A 20,774-nucleotide genomic window follows, 5' to 3' on the forward strand; every position below is an offset into this window, starting at 1 on the left:
GTTACTCCGGGAGGTGCGGTTCGGACGGCCGGGAGGCCAGGGCCTGCGACGATCGGGCCGCGTAGTCGCGGTCGCCGACCAGGACGGCGTCCACGCCGTCGGTGTCGGCGAGGCGGACCTGCACGGCCTCGCGCAGCGAGGTGGGGAGGTTCTTGCCCACGTAGTCGGCGCGGATCGGCAGCTCGCGGTGGCCGCGGTCGACCAGGACGGCGAGCTGGACGGCCCGCGGGCGGCCGATGTCGCTGAGCGCGTCGAGGGCGGCGCGGATGGTGCGGCCGGAGAAGAGCACGTCGTCGACGAGGATCACCAGCCGGCCGTCGATGCCGTCGCCCGGGATCTCGGTGTGCTCCAGCGCGCGGGCGGGCTTGAGCCGCAGGTCGTCCCGGTACATGGTGATGTCCAGGGTGCCGAGCGGGATGTCGCGGCCGGTGATCTGGGCCAGCCTGGCGTGCAGGCGGCGGGCCAGGTGGACGCCCCTGGTGTGGATGCCGAGCAGCACGACGTCCTCCGCGCCCTTGGCGCGCTCGACGATCTCGTGCGCTATCCGGGTGATCACCCGGGCGATGTCCGTGCCGTCCAGCACCTGGTGCGGCGGTCGCGGCGTGGTTTCCTGGTGTGCGGTCATGCCGAAGCGGACCTCCTTCCCCGCCTCACGGGACGGGCCTTAAAGGATGTCTGGGATGACCCCCGCCGACGCGGCGCGGGCTCCGGCCATCCTACCAGCGCGCTCACCGGCAAACGGACCTCCATCATTCCGCTTCTCCGGGTTAACGCCACGGACGCGCCACCGATGCGGGCCATTCGCACGACTGCCCCATTCGGCTTGACGCAACTACCTCACTCTACGTAACCTCACAGTGAGTTACGAGACGGGCGTCGAACCCACCGGTAACGACGTCGGCAATCGCCCGTGACCCACCACTGAACGCGAAGCAATCTCGTCCGGGGAGATCAATGTCCAGCGACTACGCGAAACAACTCGGAGGCAAGCTCCGAGCGATCCGCACTCAGCAGGGGCTCTCCCTGCACGGTGTCGAGGAGAAGTCCCAGGGGCGCTGGAAGGCAGTCGTCGTCGGCTCGTACGAGCGCGGCGACCGTGCGGTCACCGTGCAGCGGCTGGCCGAGCTGGCCGAGTTCTACGGCGTGCCGGTGCAGGAGCTGCTGCCCGGCGGTACGCCGGGCGGTGCGGCCGAGCCGCCGCCGCGCCTGGTGCTCGACCTGGAGAGACTCACCCAGGTCCCGTCCGAGAAGGCCGGCCCGCTGCAGCGCTACGCGGCCACCATCCAGAGCCAGCGCGGCGACTACAACGGCAAGGTGCTCTCGATCCGCCAGGACGACCTGCGCACCCTGGCCGTGATCTACGACCAGTCGCCGTCGATCCTCACCGAGCAGCTGATCTCCTGGGGCGTGCTGAACCCCGACGCGCGCCGTGCGGTGCGCGAGGAGGAGGCGAGCTGACCGCTCGCCACACCTGCCGAGCCTCGCCCTGACCTGCGGAAACGGGCGGGGCCCAGCAGAAACGTCACGGCGCGGCGCCCCTGACCGGGGGCCCGCGCCGTCGCGCTTCCGCGGCGCACGGCCGTCCGCCGAGCCGGGGCCGGGCCGCCCCGGCTCAGTGGACCGTGCCCAACGGGTGGCCCGGCACCGCCGCCACCCCGTCCAGCCGCACCTCTCCCCCGACCGGGGCCCAGTCCCGTCCGTCGCAGGCCCAGGCCCACGCCGCCTGCCGGAAGCACTGCCCGGCGGCCCCGCCACGGGGCTCCCCGGCCGCCCCGGCGGACGCCGCCGCACCCTGCGCACCGTGCAGCACCGCCAGCCCGGGCAGCTCCCGGACCAGCCCGGCACAGAGCACCGCGCAGACCAGCTCCAGGTCCTCGTCGTTGATCCGGACGACGCCGTCCTCCCACTGCAGCACCCGGGCCGCCGCCGTCAGCCGCCCGCCGGGCGCGTCCACCGCGAGCCGCAGCTCGTACACCCCGGCACCGGCGCCGACCAGCATCCGGCGGAACACCTCGGCGCCGCGCTGGTAGGCCTCCCGCACGGCCCCGTCACCGGCCTCGTACAGCCCGCCGTCCAGCAACAGGTCGGCGTGGCGCAGCGTCAGCCCGTTCTCCCTGGCCCGGACCAGCCGCGGCACGAAGTCGCCGGCCAGCTCCTCGCCCTGGTAGGCGAGGAGCTGGGTCTGGAGCGGCGGGTTGACCAGGTAGCGGTCGCGGGCGGCCGGCTCGGCCGGATCGAGGCCGTTCAGCAGGCAGAACTCCTCGAAGTCCTGCGGGTGGAACATCCGGGCCCGGACGGTGTCGAAGCCGCGCCGGGCCTCGGTCAGCAGCTCGGCGGTGTCCCGCAGGTAGGACGCGTAGTCGGGGGCGTCGGACAGGCGCCAGGCGCGGGCCCGCTCGAAGTCGGCCGCACTGGTCAGGACGCCGATGACGAAGGCCTGGTCACCGCCGGCCGGGCGCCGCCCGGCCCGCTCGTGCCGTGACCTCGCGCGGGGGCGCTGGCCCGCGGCGGTGCAGTCGGGGGTGCGGCGGGCACGGCCGTTGCGGCTCATGCGCCCACCCCGCTTCGCCCGGCAGGGGCATCCGCCCACGCGCACCTGTTCATTGATCGCTCGCGGCGGTGGCTCATCGGTGGGGCTCCTGCAGGGCGGACGGACGGGGCGGTCAGCGGCGGCAGTGCCGCTGACCGTTGTCCTCCCCAGCCCCGCGCGTCGCACACGTACGGCGTGTCACAGGAATGTAACCGAACGTGAGACGGGCGCCCCGGCCGCTCCCGGTCCGGCCACCGCCCCGGCGGCGGCCGTCACACCGGGCACCGGCCTCGCCCCGGGCGTGGTCGTCACACCGGGCGCGGTCGTCACACCGGGCGCGGCACCCGGGCCAGCTGACGGGACTGCGCGACCAGGCGGCCGGACTCGTCCCAGACCTCGGCGTCCTCCTCGAAGTAGCCGCCCGCCACGTTGCGGGTGGCGTGGGTGACGCGCAGCCAGCCGGGCACCGGCCGGGCCCGCAGGTGGACGGTCAGCTCGATGGTGGGCGCCCAGCCGGGCAGGCCGAGGTCGAAGGTGGCCGGCGGCAGCGCGTCGGCCACCAGCAGGAGCATCAGCGGGTCGGGCCGGCGGCCGTCGGCGAGCCGGAACCAGCCCTGGATCCGCCCGTTGCCCGAGGGCTGCCCGAGCGCCCAGCCGATGGTGGCCGGGTCGAGCCGCAGGTCGAACCGCTCCAGCAGGGCGGCCTGCGCGATCAGCTCCTTGGGGGCGTGCTCGACGCCGATGCACTGGTCCGGCGGCGGCAGCTGCGGCGGCCGGGCGGCGGTGCGCACCTCGCCGTCGTCGGCGGCGAGGTCACCGTGGCTGGCGACCACCCGGAGCCGCTCGACGCCGTCCTGGCTGAGCGAGGCGGTGCCGGTGGAGAGCGAGCGGCCGGAGCGGAGCACCTCGGTGCGGACGGTGGCCGGGCCGGGGGTGGAGGCGGAGAGGTAGTAGCCGCTGATCGAGACCGGGTCGACGTGGCCGTCCCGGCCCTGCGCGGCGTGCTCCAGGGAGAGCGCGTGGCCGGCCATGGCGAGCAGCAGCCCGCCGTTGACGCCGCCGCCGATCTGCCAGCCGGCGCCCAGCTCGCCGTCGTAGCGGCCGGGCTCGTCCGGGTGGCGGGTGAGGGCGATGCCCTGGTCGAACTCACTGCGGATCGCCGTGGTCATGGGGGGTGGCCTGCCCTTCGCTGGGGGATCGCTGGGGGTCGCCGGCGGGCGGGGCCGCGGGCGCACCAGGTTACTGGCGAGTAGGTCCCCACCATAGGCCACCGGGGCGAAACGCACGACGGCCGCCGGACCCCTTTTCGGGGTCCGACGGCCGTACGTCGGGTGCTGCTACCGGCGGATGCTCGGCTTCAACTCCAGGAAGCGGGCGAGCAGGCCGTTCACGAAGGCCGGGGAGTCGTCCGTGGAGAACTCCTTGGCGATCTCGACGGCCTCGTCCAGGACGACCGCGTCCGGGACGCCGTCCTCCCAGATCAGCTCGTACGCGCCGAGCCGCAGGACGTTGCGGTCCACGATCGGCATCCGGTCGAGCGTCCAGCCCACCGCGTACTCCGAGATCAGGTCGTCGATCCGGCGGGCGTGCTGGACATAACCCTCGACCAGCTCCATCGTGTACTCGCCGACCTGCGGGGTGCCCTCGTCCGGCTTGGGCTCCCGGGCACGGGCCACCCAGTCCGCGAGGACGGTCAGCGGGTCGACGTTGCGGTGGTCGGCCTCGAAGAGGATCTGGAAGGCCCGCGTACGGGCCTTGCTGCGTGCGGCCGACACGGACTTACTTCACCCGGCCGAGGTAGCTGCCGTCGCGGGTGTCGACCTTGATCTTCTCGCCGGTCACGATGAACAGCGGGACGGCGATCTCGGCGCCGGTCTCCAGGGTGGCCGGCTTGGAGCCACCGGTGGAGCGGTCGCCCTGCACACCCGGCTCGGTGTGGGAGATGGTCAGCTCGACCGAGGCCGGGAGCTCGATGTACAGCGGGGCGCCCTCGTACATGGCGACCAGGGCCTCGAAGCCCTCCAGCAGGTACTTGGCGGCGTCGCCGACGACGGCGGGCTCGACCGTGGTCTGGTCGTAGGTGTCCGTGTCCATGAACACGAAGTTCTCGCCGTCCTTGTACGAGAACTGCATGCCGCGCTTGTCGACGTTGGCGGTCTCGACCTTGGTGCCGGCGTTGAAGGTCTTGTCGACGACCTTGCCCGTCAGGACCTCCTTGAGCTTGGTCCGCACGAAGGCCGGGCCCTTGCCGGGCTTGACGTGCTGGAACTCGACGACGGACCAGAGCTTGCCGCCCTCCAGCTTGAGGACCATGCCGTTCTTGAGATCGTTCGTGGAAGCCACGGGCGCACTTACTCCTGGATATAGCTGTCAAGGAACCAAGGGGTGCGTCCTGCCGGCTGCGGCAGCCTCCCGGGCAGCCGCGGGCCTACAGGGCGAGGAGCTCCTTGGTGGTGATGGTGAGCAGCTCGGGCCCGCCCTCTTCGAGGGGGCGTACGACGAGCGTGTCCTCGATCCGGACGCCGCCCTTGCCCGGGAGGTGAACCCCCGGACCGACGGTGACCGGTACGCGGCTGTCCAGTTTACCCATGTCCGACGGACCGAGGCGCGGCGCCTCCCGGATCTCCAGCCCGATCCCGTGACCGACCGGGTGCGGCGAGCTCTCGGTGTGCCCGGCCGCCTGGAGGATCTCCCGCGCGGCCTGGTCGGGTACGTACTGCTCGACCCCCGGCCCGAGCGCCTCGCGCCCGGCCCGCTGCGCCCGGAAGACCAGCCGGTGCAGCTCGACCTGCCAGGGCGCGGGGGCGGCCCCGATCACGAAGGTCCGGGCGGTGGAGACGCCGTACCCCCGGTACTGCGCGCCGAGCACCACGGTGAGGAAGTCGCCCTCCTCCACCCGCCGGTCGGTCGGCTGGTGGGCCTGCTGGCCGGAGTGGCTGCCGGTGCCGACCGAGACCGGGAAGGCCGCCCGGTCCGCACCGTGGTCGATCATCCGGCGCTCCAGCTCCATCGCCAGGTGCCGCTCGGTGCGGCCCACCAGGATCGACTCCAGCAGCTCGCCGAGCGCCTGGTCGGCGATCTCGGCCGCGATCCGCAGGTCGGCGATCTCGTGCTCGTCCTTGACCACCCGCAGCCGCTCGACCGCCTGCCCCAGGTCCGCGAGCCGGACCCCCTCGGCCAGGCCCGCCACCGCCCGGTGCCGGCTGACGGTCAGGTCGTGCTCCTCCACCGCGAGGTCCGACACCCTCAGCCGCGCCGCCGCGGCGGCGGCCGCCAGAGCGGTGTCCGCCCCCGCCGCCACCGGCACCTGGGTCACGTCCTCCGTGATCAGGTGCTCCCCGGTGTCGTCCGGCGGAAGGTCGTCCGGCAGCGCCAGCAGCACCCGCTCCCGGGTCAGCAGCAAGGTCGCCCCGCACGGCGGGCACCCGGTCAGGTACCGCACGTTCGCCGTCCGGGTGATCAGCGCCGCATCGACCCCGGACGCACTGCAGTGCTCCCTCAGGCGCTCCCGCCGGCCCGCGTACGCATCAGACATGCGTCGAGCCTACGGAGCCCCACTCCGATCCGCCCGCCGAGCGCCCCCACCCGGGCACGTGTCGCCCCGGGCCGGGCGGCCGGACCCTCCCCCGGCACGGCCGCCCCCTGCTCCAGGCCCCCGCACGGGAAGTCGGACGGGCCGACTTCCCGTGCGGCGGTGGCACACGGGCCCGACCGGGTCACGGCGCTCCGGCGGCCCGGGAATGGGCGGGGCGGGGCTTGCGTTGGAGCAGACGAAAACGACATCCATTCCCGCGTACGGCCTCGACCGGCCCCCGAAAGAGCCGGCCGCGACCGTGCCTCCCACCCCAGGAGGATTCCCATGGCCCGCAGCGAACAGCGCCCCGTCGTCCGGCTCAGGTCCACGGCCGGGACGGGCTTCACGTACGTGACCCGCAAGAACCGCCGCAACGACCCGGACCGGCTGGTGCTGCGCAAGTACGACCCGGTCGCGCGGCAGCACGCCGACTTCCGCGAAGAGCGCTGAACCGGCCCGCTCCTCTCCCCCGTCCCGCCCCCGAAGGAGGCCCTCATGAAGCCCGGCATCCACCCCGCCTACCGCCCGGTCGTCTTCCGCGACAAGGCCGGCGGGCTGGCGTTCCCGACCCGCTCGACGCTGACCGGCGACGGGACGGTCGAGTGGGAGGACGGCACCACCTACCCGGTGGTCGACGTCGAGGTCTCCTCGGCGAGCCACCCCTTCCACACCGGCCGGTCCCGCGCGACGGACACCGCCGGCCGTGTCGAGCGCTTCCACCGGCGGTACGGCGAGCGGCGCGGCTGAGCCCGCGCGCGAACGCCGAAGCGGCGCCCGTCCGGCCCTCACGGGGGCCGGGCGGGCGCCGCTTCACGTCCGCGGGCCGCTCAGCGCGGCGGGGCGGGGACCACCGCTACTTCGCCGGCCCCGGGGTGGCGCCCTCCGGGGTGACGGACTGCGCCGCGCCGGTCGGCGAAGCGCCGCTCTCCGAAACGGCCGTCGCCGCCCCCGGCACCGCCGCCTTCGCGCTCGGGCTCCACCGCTGCTCGACCCCCGCGAGCCGCCAGTAGGCGATCGCCGCCGCCCAGACCACCACGAACAGCGCGACGATCGCGTAGCCGACGTTGTCCAGCGAGATGTCCGCGATCCAGCCGCTGACCGGGTCGGTCAGGTCCAGCTTCTCGTGCAGGACGCCGACCAGCTCGATGGTGCCGATGATGAACGCGACCGCGATCGACAGCCCGGTGATGGTCAGGTTGTAGTACACCTTGCGTACCGGGTTGGAGAACGCCCACTGGTACGCGAAGTTCATGAACGTCCCGTCCAGCGTGTCGAACAGGCTCATCCCGGCGGCGAACAGCAGCGGCAGGCAGGCGATGGCGTACCAGGGCAGGCCGGAGGCCGCACCGGAGCCGGCCATCACCATCAGGGTGACCTCGGTCGCGGTGTCGAAGCCGAGGCCGAGCACCATGCCGACCGGGAACATCTGGCCGGGCCGGGTGATCGAGCGGGTCGCCCGGTTCAGCACCCGGGCCAGGAAGCCGCGCGAGTTGAGGTGCTCCTCCAGCTCCGCCTCGTCGAAGTGCCCGGCCCGCATCTTCCGGAACACCTTCAGGATGCCGAACAGGGCGGCCAGGTTGAGCGCGCCGATCAGGTAGAGGAAGGCGCCGGAGGCGGAGGTGCCGATCATGCCGAGCCACTTGTGGGTGGTCGACTCGTCGTCCATCAGGGTGTTGGCCAGCTGCGCGCCGCCCGCCACCAGCGTGGCCATGAGGACGACCATCGAGGAGTGCCCGAGGGCGAACCAGAAGCCCACCGAGACCGGCCGCTTGCCGTCCGCCATCAGCTTGCGGGTGGTGTTGTCGATCACCGCGATGTGGTCGGCGTCGAAGGCGTGCCGCATGCCGAGGGTGTAGGCGGTGATGCCCAGACCCACCCCGAAGACCTGGGTACCGACCTCGTACTTCTCGGGCGCGACGAGGAAGATCAGCGTCCCGAACGCCACCACGTGCATGGCCAGGATCACCCCGACCAGCCCGGCCGTACGGATGGTGTCCTCTCGTCTCCACCGGAAGGTGGGCAGGACGGACGGCGCCGCCGGAGCAGCGGCGGTTTCGGGCAGGGTCATCTGCGGATCACGCTCCAGCACCTCGTGGAATGACGTTCGTGAGATGCCGTGGCCGGTCTCCTGGCTGACGGGGCTTCCGTACCCGCCTTCCCAGGCGCGCGATGCGCCCAGTGGCGTCGTGGGTACGGACGACTCCCCCGATCACAGTGGCGAGGGCCGCTCCGGACTTGGACCTTGAGGGTCCGTCACCGGTCTTCCCGAACACCACGGCGGGCTACACCGTAGGGGGCCGCGCATCACCCTTGCAAGGCTGCGCACCTGCGCAGGTGTCCAGGATCACAGGCCGGGGCTGCAAGAATGTCCGCATGCATCTCGTACCGGCCGACCGTGCGGGCCAGCGCACCATCGACGGGCACCGGGTCTGCGAGGCCATCGCCGCCATCGGCGACACCGGACACGTCCGGTCCTGGGCCGAGCGGTTCTCGCTGCTCGCCGATCCCGGGCGGCTCTCCCTGCTGCTCGCCCTGCACCGTGCCGGTCCGCTCGCCGTGACCGACCTCGCGGTGGCCACCGGCATGCGCGATCCCGCCGTCTCCCAGGCGCTGCGGCTGCTCCGCACGGCCGGAGTGGTCACCGGCGACAAGGACGGTCGTGTGGTGCGCTACCGGCTCGTGGACGACGCCATGCGCCCCCTGCTGGACGAGTGCGCCGCCGCCGAGCACCACGAGCCCGCGCCCGACACCTCCCCGGCCACCACGGGCACCACCGACCACGAGCCCGCCGTCGCGGCCGGCTGACCCAACGCCCGGCGCGGTCGCACCGCACCCGCCCCGGCCGGGTGCGGACTCCGTGCGCCGTCCCACCCGCTCCACCCGGAGCGCGTCGTGCCGGCGGCCGCCCGGCGGCCCGGGTCAGCCCGCCCCCTCCCGCACCAGCCGTTCGAAGCGGCGCAGCGAGCGCCGGGCCAGCGGGTCCGTCGCGGGCCGCAGGGCGCCGGCCACCAGGCCGGCGGCGGGGAGGCGGAAGGCGCCGAGGAAGGCGAACCGGGTGCCCCCGGGCTCGGGGCGGGCGGCCATGCCGCCGAGCAGGAAGCGGCTGCGCATCAGGCACCAGCCCGGCGTCAGCTCGACGTCGAAGCGGGCCCGCAGGCGGCTGTGGCCCACCACCAGGGCCTCGGCGCGGCCGTCGGCCGGGCCCGCGGTGAGGCGGACCGAACGCAGGTCCGGCAGCCAGCGCGGCAGCCCGTCCTCCAGGTCGGCCGCGGCGGCCCAGACCCGGTCGAACGGCGCGTCGATCACCGTCTCGCGGACGCTGGCTCCGGGGGTGACGGCGGCGACGACGTGCAGCCGGCGCACCGGATCGAAGGCCGCCACCGGCCAGGGGATCTGCGTGCTCACTGCTGCCACGCCCTTCGGAAGCTGAGTCGGGCCCGGGAGAGCCGGGACTTCACGGTGCCGGCCGCCACGCCCAGCAGGTCGGCGGTGGACCGCTCGTCCAGGCCCTCCAGGTCGCGCAGCACCAGGACGGCGCGGTGTTCGGGGCTGAGCCGGGCGAGGACGTCCTCGATGTCGGTGGCCAGCTGCGGGTCGCCGGGGCGGGGCAGCTCGGAGAGGTCGGCCGGGACGCAGCGGGCGACCCGCCGCACGTGCCGGACCGCCTCCCGGACGGCGATCGAGCGGACCCAGCCGAACAGCGCGGCCGGGTCCTGGAGCTGGCCGAGCTTGCGGAAGACGGCGATCAGCGCCTCCTGGGTGGCGTCGGGGCCGTCGTCCAGGGCGATCGGGCCGCAGAGCCGGCGGACGTAGGGCGTGACCAGCTCCAGCAGTTCGCTCACGGCCAGCTGGTCGCCGCGCTGGGCGGCGCGGACCAGGGCGGTGACATCGCTCGCGGTTCGGGTGTCGGGACCATCCACATCCGCAACAGAGGCGGCGGACGGCCCGGACGTTCCCTCGCTCCCGGGGCTTTCCGGTGTGACGCTCGCCACGGGAACGTCCGGCGGGCCGGGCCGCTCCTGGGGGTGCCACACCGTCGCATCCCCTGGGGGACCACCGTGAACCGTCGCCGTACCGCCGCCCTCGCCGTCGCCACCGTCCTCGCCGCCGACGGCCTGCTGCACGTCTACTGGGCCACCGGCAGCACCTGGCCCGCGGCCGACTCCGCGTCGCTCTCCCGGGCGGTGCTCAACGCCGACGTGCCGTTCACCCCGCCCGTGGTGCTGCCGCTCGCCGCGGCGCTGTTCTCCGGGGCGGCGCTGGTGCTCGCCCGGGGCGGGGTGCTGGACGGGCTGGCCCGCCGGTTGCCCGCGGTGGCGCTGCGCTGGGGGCCCCGTGCGGTGGCCGGCGGGATGCTCGCCCGCGGGCTGGCCGGGCTGGTCTGGGCCACCGGGATCGGGGCCGACACCGGGTCCGTCTTCTACCCGCTCAACCTGGCCCTCTACACGCCGCTCTGCCTGGCCGGCGCGGCCGCCGCCTGGTCGGTGGCGCGGGACCGGGCCGACGGCTGACCGGGCGTCACGGGCCTCAGGCCTGCTGGCAGGCCGGGCACCAGAAGAGGTTGCGGGAGGCGTGCTGCTCCGTCCGGACGTCCGTCCCGCAGACCAGGCAGGGCATCGCGGCCCTGCGGTAGACGTAGACCTCTCCGCCGTGGTCGTCCACCCGGGGCGGACGGCCCATCGCCTCGGGGGTGTGCTCCGGGCGGACGGTGTCGATCCGGCCCGCGCCGACGCCCTCGTGCATCAGCGCGACGAGGTCGGCCCAGATCGCGTCCCATTCGGCGCGGGTGAGGTCGCGCCCGGCCCGGTGCGGGTTGATGCCGTGCCGGAACAGCACCTCGGCGCGGTAGACGTTGCCCACGCCGGCCAGCACCTTCTGGTCCATCAGCAGCGCGGCGACCGTCGTCCGGCTGCCGGATATCCGCCGCCAGGCGGGCTCCGGGTCCGCGTCGGCGCGCAGCGGGTCCGGGCCCAGCCGGGCGGCGACGGCGGCCTTCTCCGCGTCGGTGATCAGCGCACAGGTGTTGGGGCCGCGCAGGTCGGCGTAGGCGTCGTCGTTCTCCAGCCGCAGCCGGACCAGGCCGACCGGCTCGGGCGCCGGCCCCTCGCCGAAGGTGAAGCCGCCGTAGAGGCCGAGGTGGACGTGCACCCACGCGTCGCCCTCGAAGCCGAGGAAGAGGTGCTTGCCGGTGGCCTCGGCCCCGGTCAGCAGCCGGCCGTCGACCAGCCCGGCGCTCTCGGCGAACCGGCCCTGCGGGCTGGTGGCGCGGACGGGGCGGCCCCCGAAGACCCGGGCGCTGTCGGCGGCGAGGCGGTGGATGATGTGGCCTTCCGGCACGGGCGTCGGCTCCCCCGGGTGGTTCGACAGGACGCGTCCATCATCGCAGCCGGCACCGACAGCCCGGCCGCACGAAGGCCCCGTACGAAGGCCCCGGACGAGGGCGGGAACGAAGGCGGGAACGAGGGCCGGGTACGACGGCCGCGTACGAGGGCCGAAGGCGACGGCCCGGGGCGGCAGGTCAGCGGACCGGGATGCCCATCAGCCGCGCCAGGATCACCCGGTCCAGCTCGGCGGCGGTCGCGGCGACGTCCAGGTGCGAGTTGTCGATGATCGGCAGGCCCGAGTTGTACCAGCCGGCCATCCGCCCGTGGATCCGGGCCACCTCCTCGTCACTGAGCCGCCGGTTGCCGCTGCGCCGGGCGTTGCGGCTGAGCACCGAGTCCAGGCTGGGCAGCAGCACGACCGGGATCATGCCGGGCCCGATGTGACGCTTCCAGCCGCCGAGCCCGATCGCCGGGCGGTCCGGGAAGACGGCGTCGTCGATGATGCAGGAGATGCCGTTCGCGAGGTAGTTGCGGCAGGCGAAACCGCAGGTGCGGCGGGCCAGCCGGTACTGCGCCTCGGACGCGTTGTTCCAGCCGGACTGCGGGTTGGCGAAGCCGGACTGCACCCACTCGCGGACGTCGTCCAGGCTGATGTGCGCGGTCGGCGTGGGGCGGCGCTCGGCCCAGTGCCGGGCGACGGTGGTCTTGCCGGCGCCGGCCGGGCCGATCAGCAGCACGGCGAGCGGCCCGGCCGGCGCGTGCGGCTGCGGGTGCGAGGGGAGCTGGACGGGTGCGCCGGAGGGCAGCAGGAAGTGCCCGGTGGCCCCGGCGGGCACGGGTGCGGACACCGGCGCGGGAGCGGCGGCCCGGGCGGGTGCCGTCGGGGCCGCCGGTGCGGGTGCGGGCGCCATCGGAGCGGGCGGCGGCACGGGTGCACCCGGCGCCACCGGCGCGGGACCGGCAGGCACGGGACCGGCAGGCGGGACGGTCGGCCGACCGCCGTACGGGGGCCCGGCGGCGGCCTGCGGCGCGGGCGGAACCGGCAGCGGCGCCACCGGCGCGGGCTGCGGAACGCCCGGCGTGGCCTGCACGGAGCCCGGCGGGCCCTGCGGCGCCCCGCCCGCCGACGGCGGGGGTGGCGGTGGCGCGGAGGTCGCGGTGCCGGGGTACGGCGGGGCCGGCGGAGCGACGGGACGTGGGGGGACCTGCCCACCCCCGGCGTACTGCGTCACGGTCACCTCCCGACTTCTTTCAGCGGGGACACTACACGTCGGCCCGGCAGCGGGCACAGTCCGCCGCCGGGCCTCTGACGAGGGCAACCGCCCCTCGCCTCACCGTGTGGTGAGCTGCTCGGCGAGCGCGCGCAGTGCCAGTTCGTACGAGCCGAGGCCGAACCCGGCGATGGTCCCGGAGGCGACCGCAGCGATCACCGAGGTGTGCCGGAAGGTCTCCCGGGCGTACGGGTTGGAGATGTGCACCTCGATCAGCGGGGCGGTCCGCTGGGCGGCGGCGTCGCGCATCGCGTACGAGTAGTGGGTGAAGGCGCCCGGGTTGATCACCACGGGCACCTGGCCGTCGGCCGCCTCGTGCAGCCACTCCACCATCTGCTGCTCGGAGTTGGTCTCGTGCACCTCGACCTCGAAGCCGAACTCCTTGCCGAGCGCGGTGCAGCGCTCGACCAGCCCGGCGTACGAGGTGGCGCCGTAGACGTCCGGTTCGCGGCTGCCGAGCCGGCCGAGGTTGGGGCCGTTGAGCACCATCACCCGGGTCACGAGGAGACCTCCGCGTACGCGGCGACCAGCAGCGACGGGTCGGGGCCCTCCAGCACGGAGGTCTTGCCCAGGCCGTCCAGGACGATGAAGCGGATCAGGTCGCCGCGCGACTTCTTGTCGATCTTCATCGCGTCCAGCAGCTTCGGCCAGGCGTCCGCGCGGTAGCTGAGCGGCAGGCCGACCGAGGCCAGCACGGTGCGGTGCCGGTCGGCCGTCTCGTCGTCCAGCCGCCCGGCCAGACGGCCGAGTTCGGCGGCGAAGACCATGCCGATGGAGATCGCGGCACCGTGGCGCCACTTGTACCGCTCGTTGCGCTCGATGGCGTGGCCGAGGGTGTGGCCGTAGTTGAGGATCTCGCGCCGGCCGGACTCCTTGAGGTCCCCGGAGACGACGTCGGCCTTGACCTGGATGGCCCGCCGGATCAGCTCGACGGTGTGCGGGCCGGCCGGGGTCTTGGCGCCCTCCGGGTCGGCCTCGATCAGGTCGAGGATGGCCGGGTCGGCGATGAAACCGCACTTGACGACCTCGGCGAGGCCGGAGACGTAGTCGTGCTTCGGCACCGTCTCCAGGGTGTCGAGGTCGGCCAGCACGCCCACCGGCGGGTGGAAGGCGCCGACCATGTTCTTGCCCTCGGCGATGTTGATGCCGGTCTTGCCGCCGACGGCCGCGTCGACCATGCCGAGCAGCGTGGTGGGCATCGAGATCCAGCGGACCCCGCGCAGCCAGGTGGCGGCCACGAAACCGGCCAGGTCGGTGGTGGCTCCGCCGCCGAGTCCGACGATCACGTCGCTGCGGGTGAAGCCCGTCTGGCCGAGGACCGACCAGCAGTAGGCGGCGACCTCGGCGCTCTTGGCGTCCTCCGCGTTGGGCACCTGGAGGACGATCGCCTCGTAGCCCTCGCCGAGCAGGTCCTCGCGGATCGCGTCGGCGGTGGCGGCGAGCGCCTCCGGGTGGATGAGCGCGACCCGCTTGGCCCGGGTGCCGATCAGCGGCGCCAGCTCACCGAGCAGCTGGTGCCCGACGAGCACGTCGTACGGGTCGTGGCCGGCGCTGCCGCCGACGTGGATCGTGACGGTGTCACTCATGGGGGGTCTTCAACTCCAGTGCTTCCAGTACGGCGTCCGCGACCTGCCCGGGGGTACGGCCGGCGGTGTCGACGACGGCGGTGGCCACCTCCAGGTAGAGGGGGCGACGGGCCTCCATCAGCTCCCGCCAGCGGGCCCGGGGGTTCACGGCCAGCAGCGGGCGGGGGGCGTCCAGGCCGACCCGCTTGACCGCGTCGGCCAGCGGGACCTCCAGGAAGACCACCGGCAGCTCGTGCAGCAGCGCGCGGGTGGCCTCGGCCATCACCGCGCCGCCGCCGAGCGCGAGCACACCGCCGTGGCCGGCGGCGGCCGCGCGCACCGCGCCGGCCTCCAGCTCGCGGAAGTGCGGTTCGCCCTCGTCGATGAAGATCTCCGGGATCGGCTTGCCGGCCAGCTGCTCGACGTCGGCGTCGGTGTCCCGGAACCCGACGCCGAGGCGCTCGGCGAGGACCCGCCCGACGGTGGACTTGCCACTGCCGGGCGGGCCGACCAGCACCACCAGGGGGCTGGTCATCGGACGATCAGGTTGTCCAGGTAGCCCTGGACGTTGCGGCGGGTCTCGGAGACGTGGTCGCCGCCGAACTTCTCGTTCACCGCGTCGGCCAGCACCAGGGCGACCATCGCCTCGGCGACGATGCCCGCGGCCGGGACGGCACAGACGTCGGAGCGCTGGTGGTGGGCCTTGGCCGGCTCACCGGTGCGCACGTCCAGGGTCTGCAGGGCGCGCGGGACGGTCGCGATCGGCTTCATCGCGGCGCGCACGCGCAGCAGCTCACCGGTGGAGAGGCCGCCCTCGGTACCGCCGGAGCGACCGGAGGTGCGCTTGACGCCCTCGGCGGTCGGCACGATCTCGTCGTGGGCCTGGGAACCGGGCACGCGGGCCAGGTCGAAACCGTCGCCGACCTCGACGCCCTTGATCGCCTGGATGCCCATCAGGGCGGCGGCGAGGCGGGCGTCCAGCCGCCGGTCCCAGTGCACGTGCGAACCGAGGCCGACCGGCACGCCGTAGGCGAGCACCTCGACCACGCCGCCCAGCGTGTCCCCGTCCTTGTGGGCCTGGTCGATCTCGGCGACCATCGCCTTCGACGCGTCGGTGTCCAGGCAGCGCACCGGGTCGGCGTCCAGCTTGGCCTCGTCGGACGGCAGCGGCAGCACCCCGGCCGGGGCCTTGGCGGCGGCCAGCTCGACCACGTGGCTCACGATCTCGATGCCGCAGGTCTCCTTGAGGTACGCGCGGGCGACGGCGCCGAGCGCGACCCGGGCGGCCGTCTCGCGGGCGCTCGCGCGCTCCAGGATCGGACGGGCCTCGTCGATCGAGTACTTCTGCATGCCGGCCAGGTCGGCGTGGCCGGGGCGCGGGCGGGTCAGCGCCTCGTTGCGGGCGAGGCCGGCCAGCACCTCGGGGTCGACCGGGTCGGCCGACATGACCTGCTCCCACTTCGGCCACTCGGTGTTACCGACCATGATCGCCACCGGGCTGCCCATGGTCTCGCCGTGCCGGACACCGCCGAGGAAGGTGACCTCGTCCTGCTCGAACTTCATCCGTGCGCCGCGACCGTAGCCGAGCCGGCGGCGCGCCAGCGCATCGGCCACCACGGCGGTGGTGACCGGTACACCGGCGGGCAGGCCCTCCAGCGTCGCGACCAGTGCGGGGCCGTGCGACTCCCCCGCCGTCAGCCAGCGCAACGTACCCAACGGAGCTCCTTCATCAGCGGGCCGGCCACGGGTGCAGCCGTGACCCGCCCGGGCGTGCCTTGTCCCTGAATCCTTTCATGCCCCGGGCACACCCGGGGGCGGAGTCCGGGTGACGGACGGCAACCGGCCGACCGGCGGACGCGGCGGCGCGCAACCACGCCGGAACGGCGGGTTGCACCGCGGTGAACCGACCCGCCGCACGGGCGTCCGGCACGGCGTCACGGCGTGCCCGCGTGCCGTTCCGCCGTGCTCCGGCGGGTCCGGCACGGCGTCACGGCACGGCGTCACGGCACGGCGAGTCACAGTGACGCGACGTGCGGGCGCAGCACGGCAGCGCGTGACGCCCGCCGGCCCGCGCGCGTCAGCGTGCGGCGAGCGCCGCCTCGCCCGCCGCCCGGACGGCGGCCAGTGGGCCCGGCGTCCGGCCGGTGAAGAGCTCGCTCTGCAGCACCGCCTGGTGCACCAGCAGGTCCAGCCCGCCCAGCACCGTGGCGCCGCGTTCCGCGCAGGCGGCGGCCAGCGCCGTCGGCCACGGGTGGTACAGCACGTCGAACAGCGCGCCCGGAGCGGCCGGCAGCCCGGCGGCGAAGGCGTCGGTGGCACCCACCGGCGTGGTGGAGACGGTGAGCGGCTGCGCCAACGCCTCGGCGCCGCGCTCCCAGTCCGCGGTCCGGACGGCGACGCCCAGCCGCTCGCCCAGCTCGGCCATCTCGCGCGCCCGCTCGGGGCTGCGCACGTACACCGTCACCTCGCCGGTGCAGATCTGGGCCAGCGCCGCCAGCGCGGAGGACGCCGTCGCCCCGGCGCCGAGCACCGCCGCGCCGGGCACCTCGGTGATGCCGCGCTCGCGCAGCGCGTTGACCAGGCCGGGGATGTCGGTGTTGTCCCCGGCCCGCCGCCCGTCGGCGGTGAACACCACCGTGTTCACCGCCTCCACCGACCGCGCGGTCGCGCTCACCTCGTCGAGCAGCGGGATGACCGCCCGCTTCAGCGGCATGGTGAGCGAGAGCCCGGTCCACTCCGCCTCGTCGAGCCCGGCGAGGAAGCCGGGCAGGCCCGCCTCGTCCACCTCGAAGCGGTCGTAGCGCCAGCCGTCCAGCCCGAGCGCCGCGAAGGCGGCCCGGTGCAGGTCCGGCGAGAGCGAGTGGGCGATCGGCGAGCCGAGCACGGCGGCCCGGTGCTTGCTGGTCAACGCTGCTTCTCCGTAAGCGAGTTGCCCGCGCGGGCTACTTGGTGGTGGTGCAGTGGACGCGCACCTTGTCGAAGCCCTGGCCGGCCGCCTTGCAGTACTGCTCCACGTTGGCCGCGTGCTCCTGGTCCGTCTCCGCGAAGAGGGTGTGGGTCGGGTCCATCGCGATGAAGTACAGCCACTTCCCTTCCGCCGGGTGGGTCACCGCGTTGATCGCGTCCTCGCCGGGGTTGGAGATCGGCCCGGGCGGCAGCCCCGGGTTGATGTAGGTGTTGTACTTGTTGGACGCGTCGTCGATGTCCTTCTTGTCCAGCACCTTGCGGCCGAGCGAGTACTGCAGCGTGGTGTCCATGCCCAGGCGGTGCTTGATCACGCCGTCGGCCGCGAGGCGGTTCTGGATGGTCCTGGCCATCTTGGCGAAGTCGGTGACGTTGTTGCCCTCGCGCTGGAGGATGCTCGCCTCGATGACGACCTCGTAGCCGTTCTTCAGCCCTGCGGCGGAGGCCTGCGCGTCCAGGCCCTGGTACTTCTCGGTGGCGTTCTTCACCATCTGCTTGAGCAGGTCCTCGGGCTTCATGCCCTCGGCGATGTTGTACCGGGTCGGCCAGAGGAAGCCCTCGATGTTGCCGTTCGCGTACGCCGGCAGGCCGAGGTCGTTCACCTGGGCCTTGGCGACGTTCGCCGTGGTGCCCTTCGCCAGTTTCAGCTTGTCGTCGATCTTGGCGTAGATCTCGGTGGAGTTCAGGCCCTCGGGCAGCACCAGCGCGGCGCCGCCGTTCTGCTCGATCAGGGACTGGAGGGCGGCCGAGGCCGACATCTCCTTCTTCAGGACGTAGAAGCCCTGCTGAATGTTCCCGCACTTGGGTTCGGCGCCGCAGACCTTGGTGTACGCATCGACGCTCTTCACCACGCCCGCGTTCTTCAGGGACAGGCCCATCTGGCCGCCGGTCGCGCCCGGCTTGATCTCGACCTGGACGCTGCCGGTGCCCTCGCCCTGGAAGTCCGGCGGCGGCCCGAAGTGGTCCTGGTAGAAGCCGTAGCCCCACCAGCCGGCGCCGCCCAGGGCGCCGAGCAGCACCAGCGCGACGACCAGGCACGCACCGCCGTTGCGGCGCCCGGACTTCTTGACCTTCTCCTTGCGCTTCTTCTTGCCCTCGCGGGAGTTGTCCTCCTCGCCCAGGAAACCGCCGTGCCCGTCCTCGCCGTCCTCGGCATAGTCGTCGGCGTGGCCGTCCCACTCGTCCTGGTCCGGCTCGGGATCCGTCTCGGCCGGGAGGCCGCCGGCCTCCAGGGCGGCGGCCTCGGCCTCCCAGTCGATGCCGTCCGCACCGGGGCCGGTCGGGGCCTGGGCCTGCTGCTGGCGCCGCGCGGCCCGCCCGCCCGGCTGCGGCTGGTCGGACTGCGGCGGCTGCTGCTGCGCACCGGGCTGCCGGCCCGCGCCCTGCGGGGGCATGCCCTGCTGGCCCGCACCCTGCTGGGGCATCCCCGGCTGGGGCATGCCCTGCTGCTGGGCCATGCCCTGCTGCGGCATGCCCGGCTGCTGGGCCATGCCCTGCTGCTGTGGCTGCTGCGGCTGCTGCTGGAAGCCCTGCTGCTGGCCCTGGAACGCCTGGAAGTCCTGCTGCTGACCGGGGAAGCCCTGGCCGCCCTGCTGCGGGTAACCCTGCTGCTGCTCCAGGTAGCCCTGCTGCCCGCCGAAGCTCTGGCCGCCCTGCTGCGGGTAGCCCTGCTGCCCGCCGCCGTACTGCGGCTGCTGCGGCTGCTGCCCCTGCTGGAACTGCTGCCCGCCGTACTGCTGCTGCGGCTGCTGTCCCTGCGGGTACTCGGCCGGGTAGCCCGGCTGCTGCATCTGCTGTGGATAGCCCGGCTGGCCACCGCCGTACTGCGGCTGCTGCTGGGGATGCTGCTGCCACTGGCCGTCCTGCTGGCCCGGGACCGGCTGCTGGCCTCCGTACCCGGGGTCACCGGGGTGCCACGGCTCGGAGCCCTGGGGGCCGTAGCCCCGACCCAGATCGGTCATTGATCCCCTTACACCGACGGAGACGGCCGGAGGATCGGACCGGCCGTCCCGGGACGGCGTCCCGGTTGTTTCTCGAACCGGCGTGCTACTGCAGCGCCTGGAGGGAGACGCTACCGTACCGCAGACCCGTCACCGTCAAGGCCGATGCCCTGTCAGTGCACGCCCGGTCCGGGTTCCTGGCCCTCCGCCGGGGTGCTCCCCGGTGCGCCCGGGCTTCCGGCCGGGGAGGCCGACGCCCCCGGGGAGACCCCTGCCGAGGCCCCCGCCGTCCCCTGTCCGGCCACCGCCGAGGCGCTCGACTTCGCCGCGTTGTTGGCGTTGAACTCCGCCACGTTGCGCTGCTGCACCTCGAAGCTGTCGGTGAACCGGGTGTCCCCCGGCTTCACGGTGACGAAGTAGAGCCAGTCCCCCTGGGCCGGGTCGACCGCCGCCATGATCGCCTGCCGCCCCGGGTTGCCGATCGGCGTCGGCGGCAGGCCGGCGTGCAGGTAGGTGTTGTACGGCGAGTCCAGCTTGGTCTCGGTGACGGTGGTGTTCAGGGTCGAACGGCCGAGCGCGTAGTTGATCGTGGAGTCCAGCTGGAGCGGCATGTTCTTGGCCAGCCGGTTGTAGATGACCCGGGCCACCTTGGCCATGTCCTCGGTGTTGTCCGCCTCGCCCTGGACCATGCTGGCGATGGTGACCAGCCCGTACAGGCTCTGCCCGAGGGTCTGAGCGACGACGTCCGCGTCGTCGCGGGCGAACTCCTTGCCGGCCCGTTCGACCATCTGTTTCAGCAGGTCCACCGCGGTGGTGCCGTCCGTCACACTGTAGGTCGCGGGGAAGAGGTACCCCTCGGGGCTGCCCTTGGCGAACTCCGGCAGGCCCAGCTCGCCCGCCTGCTCCTGGGCGGCCTTCTGGGCGGTGCCGTCGGGAAGGTTCAGCTTCTTGTCGATCGCCGCGTAGATCTGGTTGCCGCGCCAGCCCTCGGGGATGGTCAGGCCGTTGGCGTTGGCCGGGTCGACCAGGATCGCCAGCGCCGCGGCGGCCGACATCTTCTGCTTCAACGTGTACGTGCCGGGCTGGATCCGCCCGGCGGCGGCCGCGCTGCCCTTCGCCGCCCGGGTGAAGGCGAGCGAGCTGGCCACCACGCCGTTGCGCACCAGTGCCGAGGCGATCTGGGTGAGACCGGCGCCCTCGGGCACCGAGACCTGGACGTCGCCGGTGCCGGCGCCCGCGTAGTCGGCGGCGGCCGGGGGCTTCTTCTGGCCCTGCAGCCAGGTGTACCCGGTCATGCCGATCCCGCCGAAGACGGTGACCAGCGCGAGCGCGGTCAGCCCGCAGGCCAGGCCGTTGCGCCGACGGTGCGGATCCGGCGCATCGGGGCGCGGCCGGGGCGCGCCGGGCGCGCGGCCCTCCGGTTCCATGACCGGCGCACCGAGGTGGCCGGGCGTGAGCCCCGGGGTGAAGTCCTGGTCGGTCATTGCGCCCCCTCTGCGGCCCGGAAACGGAGCGAGGGGCCCCGCCCGGAGCGGGCCCCCCGGGCCCGCACCCCGGCCGTAGAACGCGGTGGTGAAACCGACCCCCCCGCCCACGCACACCGCCG

22 protein-coding genes, 1 pseudogene and 1 riboswitch are annotated in these 20,774 nt (G+C 73.9%); of the genes and pseudogenes, 5 read left to right on the forward strand and 18 right to left on the reverse strand.

Annotation, left to right across the window (positions count from 1 at the left end):
• Position 1: 1 nt before the first annotated feature.
• Complete coding sequence (gene pyrR, locus ACFC1F_RS30400; protein ID WP_209410225.1) at positions 2-625, reverse strand: bifunctional pyr operon transcriptional regulator/uracil phosphoribosyltransferase PyrR; 624 nt, start codon at positions 623-625, stop codon at positions 2-4.
• A 329-nt stretch (positions 626-954) separates the two neighbouring features.
• Here pyrR and ACFC1F_RS30405 point away from each other — a divergent pair, with 329 nt between their 5' ends.
• Positions 955-1,458 carry a transcriptional regulator gene (locus ACFC1F_RS30405; protein ID WP_031072501.1) on the forward strand — a complete coding sequence of 168 codons (504 nt, stop codon included), beginning with the start codon at positions 955-957 and terminating at the stop codon, positions 1,456-1,458.
• A gap of 154 nt (positions 1,459-1,612) precedes the next feature.
• Here ACFC1F_RS30405 and ACFC1F_RS30410 read toward each other — a convergent pair whose 3' ends face one another.
• From ACFC1F_RS30410 to ACFC1F_RS30430, 5 genes are all read right to left on the reverse strand, one after another.
• Complete coding sequence (locus ACFC1F_RS30410) at positions 1,613-2,551, reverse strand: hypothetical protein (protein WP_376163076.1); 939 nt, start codon at positions 2,549-2,551, stop codon at positions 1,613-1,615.
• Between the two features lie 305 nt (positions 2,552-2,856).
• Positions 2,857-3,699 carry a thioesterase family protein gene (locus ACFC1F_RS30415; protein ID WP_376163078.1) on the reverse strand — a complete coding sequence of 281 codons (843 nt, stop codon included), beginning with the start codon at positions 3,697-3,699 and terminating at the stop codon, positions 2,857-2,859.
• 168 nt (positions 3,700-3,867) lie between these two features.
• Positions 3,868-4,305, reverse strand: coding sequence for a transcription antitermination factor NusB (gene nusB / locus ACFC1F_RS30420; RefSeq protein WP_148647555.1), 438 nt, complete (start codon positions 4,303-4,305; stop codon positions 3,868-3,870).
• 4 nt (positions 4,306-4,309) lie between these two features.
• Entirely contained in the window at positions 4,310-4,873 is a 564-nt protein-coding gene (gene efp / locus ACFC1F_RS30425; RefSeq protein ID WP_148647556.1) for an elongation factor P, read from the reverse strand.
• A gap of 85 nt (positions 4,874-4,958) precedes the next feature.
• A complete protein-coding gene (locus ACFC1F_RS30430) occupies positions 4,959-6,065 on the reverse strand; it encodes a M24 family metallopeptidase (RefSeq protein WP_376163081.1) in 1,107 nt (368 codons plus the stop codon).
• Positions 6,066-6,389: 324 nt separating this feature from the next.
• Between ACFC1F_RS30430 and rpmG the strand changes: the two genes are divergently transcribed.
• A complete protein-coding gene (rpmG, locus tag ACFC1F_RS30435) occupies positions 6,390-6,554 on the forward strand; it encodes a 50S ribosomal protein L33 (RefSeq protein ID WP_148647558.1) in 165 nt (54 codons plus the stop codon).
• Between the two features lie 45 nt (positions 6,555-6,599).
• Positions 6,600-6,851 carry a type B 50S ribosomal protein L31 gene (locus ACFC1F_RS30440; RefSeq protein WP_376163083.1) on the forward strand — a complete coding sequence of 84 codons (252 nt, stop codon included), beginning with the start codon at positions 6,600-6,602 and terminating at the stop codon, positions 6,849-6,851.
• A gap of 106 nt (positions 6,852-6,957) precedes the next feature.
• On the opposite strand, the gene ACFC1F_RS30445 is transcribed toward ACFC1F_RS30440, so the two are convergent.
• A complete protein-coding gene (locus ACFC1F_RS30445; RefSeq protein WP_376163085.1) occupies positions 6,958-8,172 on the reverse strand; it encodes a HoxN/HupN/NixA family nickel/cobalt transporter in 1,215 nt (404 codons plus the stop codon).
• Positions 8,173-8,204: 32 nt separating this feature from the next.
• A riboswitch (cobalamin riboswitch) is annotated at positions 8,205-8,396 on the reverse strand.
• Between the two features lie 81 nt (positions 8,397-8,477).
• On the opposite strand from ACFC1F_RS30445, the pseudogene ACFC1F_RS30450 reads away from it, so the two are divergent.
• Positions 8,478-8,819, forward strand: a pseudogene (locus tag ACFC1F_RS30450) (ArsR/SmtB family transcription factor); the annotation flags it as partial.
• A 204-nt stretch (positions 8,820-9,023) separates the two neighbouring features.
• Here ACFC1F_RS30450 and ACFC1F_RS30455 read toward each other — a convergent pair.
• A complete protein-coding gene (locus ACFC1F_RS30455; protein ID WP_376163087.1) occupies positions 9,024-9,509 on the reverse strand; it encodes an SRPBCC family protein in 486 nt (161 codons plus the stop codon).
• The gene (locus tag ACFC1F_RS30460; protein WP_376163089.1) at positions 9,506-10,024 is read right to left on the reverse strand and encodes an RNA polymerase sigma factor; all 519 of its coding nucleotides are present in this window, start codon (positions 10,022-10,024) and stop codon (positions 9,506-9,508) included. Before ACFC1F_RS30460 ends, ACFC1F_RS30455 begins: the two co-directional genes overlap by 4 nt.
• A gap of 138 nt (positions 10,025-10,162) precedes the next feature.
• Between ACFC1F_RS30460 and ACFC1F_RS30465 the strand changes: the two genes are divergently transcribed.
• Entirely contained in the window at positions 10,163-10,615 is a 453-nt protein-coding gene (locus ACFC1F_RS30465; RefSeq protein ID WP_376163091.1) for a DUF3995 domain-containing protein, read from the forward strand.
• Positions 10,616-10,631: 16 nt separating this feature from the next.
• On the opposite strand, the gene ACFC1F_RS30470 is transcribed toward ACFC1F_RS30465, so the two are convergent.
• The 9 genes from ACFC1F_RS30470 to mltG (ACFC1F_RS30510) form a co-directional block, all read right to left on the reverse strand.
• Positions 10,632-11,441 carry an Fpg/Nei family DNA glycosylase gene (locus ACFC1F_RS30470; protein WP_376163092.1) on the reverse strand — a complete coding sequence of 270 codons (810 nt, stop codon included), beginning with the start codon at positions 11,439-11,441 and terminating at the stop codon, positions 10,632-10,634.
• Positions 11,442-11,622: 181 nt separating this feature from the next.
• On the reverse strand, positions 11,623-12,519 hold the full coding sequence (locus ACFC1F_RS30475; protein WP_376163094.1) for an AAA family ATPase: 897 nt from the start codon (positions 12,517-12,519) through the stop codon (positions 11,623-11,625).
• A gap of 240 nt (positions 12,520-12,759) precedes the next feature.
• Positions 12,760-13,188, reverse strand: a complete 429-nt coding sequence (gene aroQ, locus ACFC1F_RS30480; RefSeq protein ID WP_148647724.1) for a type II 3-dehydroquinate dehydratase — start codon at positions 13,186-13,188, stop codon at positions 12,760-12,762.
• Positions 13,189-13,196: 8 nt separating this feature from the next.
• On the reverse strand, positions 13,197-14,285 hold the full coding sequence (aroB, locus tag ACFC1F_RS30485) for a 3-dehydroquinate synthase (RefSeq protein ID WP_209410199.1): 1,089 nt from the start codon (positions 14,283-14,285) through the stop codon (positions 13,197-13,199).
• Positions 14,278-14,799, reverse strand: a complete 522-nt coding sequence (locus ACFC1F_RS30490; RefSeq protein ID WP_376163096.1) for a shikimate kinase — start codon at positions 14,797-14,799, stop codon at positions 14,278-14,280. The genes aroB and ACFC1F_RS30490 overlap by 8 nt, the downstream gene beginning before the upstream one ends.
• Entirely contained in the window at positions 14,796-15,980 is a 1,185-nt protein-coding gene (aroC, locus tag ACFC1F_RS30495) for a chorismate synthase (RefSeq protein WP_209410197.1), read from the reverse strand. Before aroC ends, ACFC1F_RS30490 begins: the two co-directional genes overlap by 4 nt.
• 361 nt (positions 15,981-16,341) lie before the next feature.
• Positions 16,342-17,172, reverse strand: a complete 831-nt coding sequence (locus ACFC1F_RS30500) for a shikimate dehydrogenase (RefSeq protein WP_376163098.1) — start codon at positions 17,170-17,172, stop codon at positions 16,342-16,344.
• Positions 17,173-17,206: 34 nt separating this feature from the next.
• Positions 17,207-19,189, reverse strand: coding sequence for an endolytic transglycosylase MltG (gene mltG, locus ACFC1F_RS30505; protein ID WP_376163100.1), 1,983 nt, complete (start codon positions 19,187-19,189; stop codon positions 17,207-17,209).
• Between the two features lie 152 nt (positions 19,190-19,341).
• Entirely contained in the window at positions 19,342-20,652 is a 1,311-nt protein-coding gene (gene mltG, locus ACFC1F_RS30510; protein WP_376163102.1) for an endolytic transglycosylase MltG, read from the reverse strand.
• Positions 20,653-20,774 lie beyond the last annotated feature (122 nt).

The organism is Kitasatospora sp. NPDC056181, assembly GCF_042266225.1.
GTDB lineage: Bacteria > Actinomycetota > Actinomycetes > Streptomycetales > Streptomycetaceae > Kitasatospora.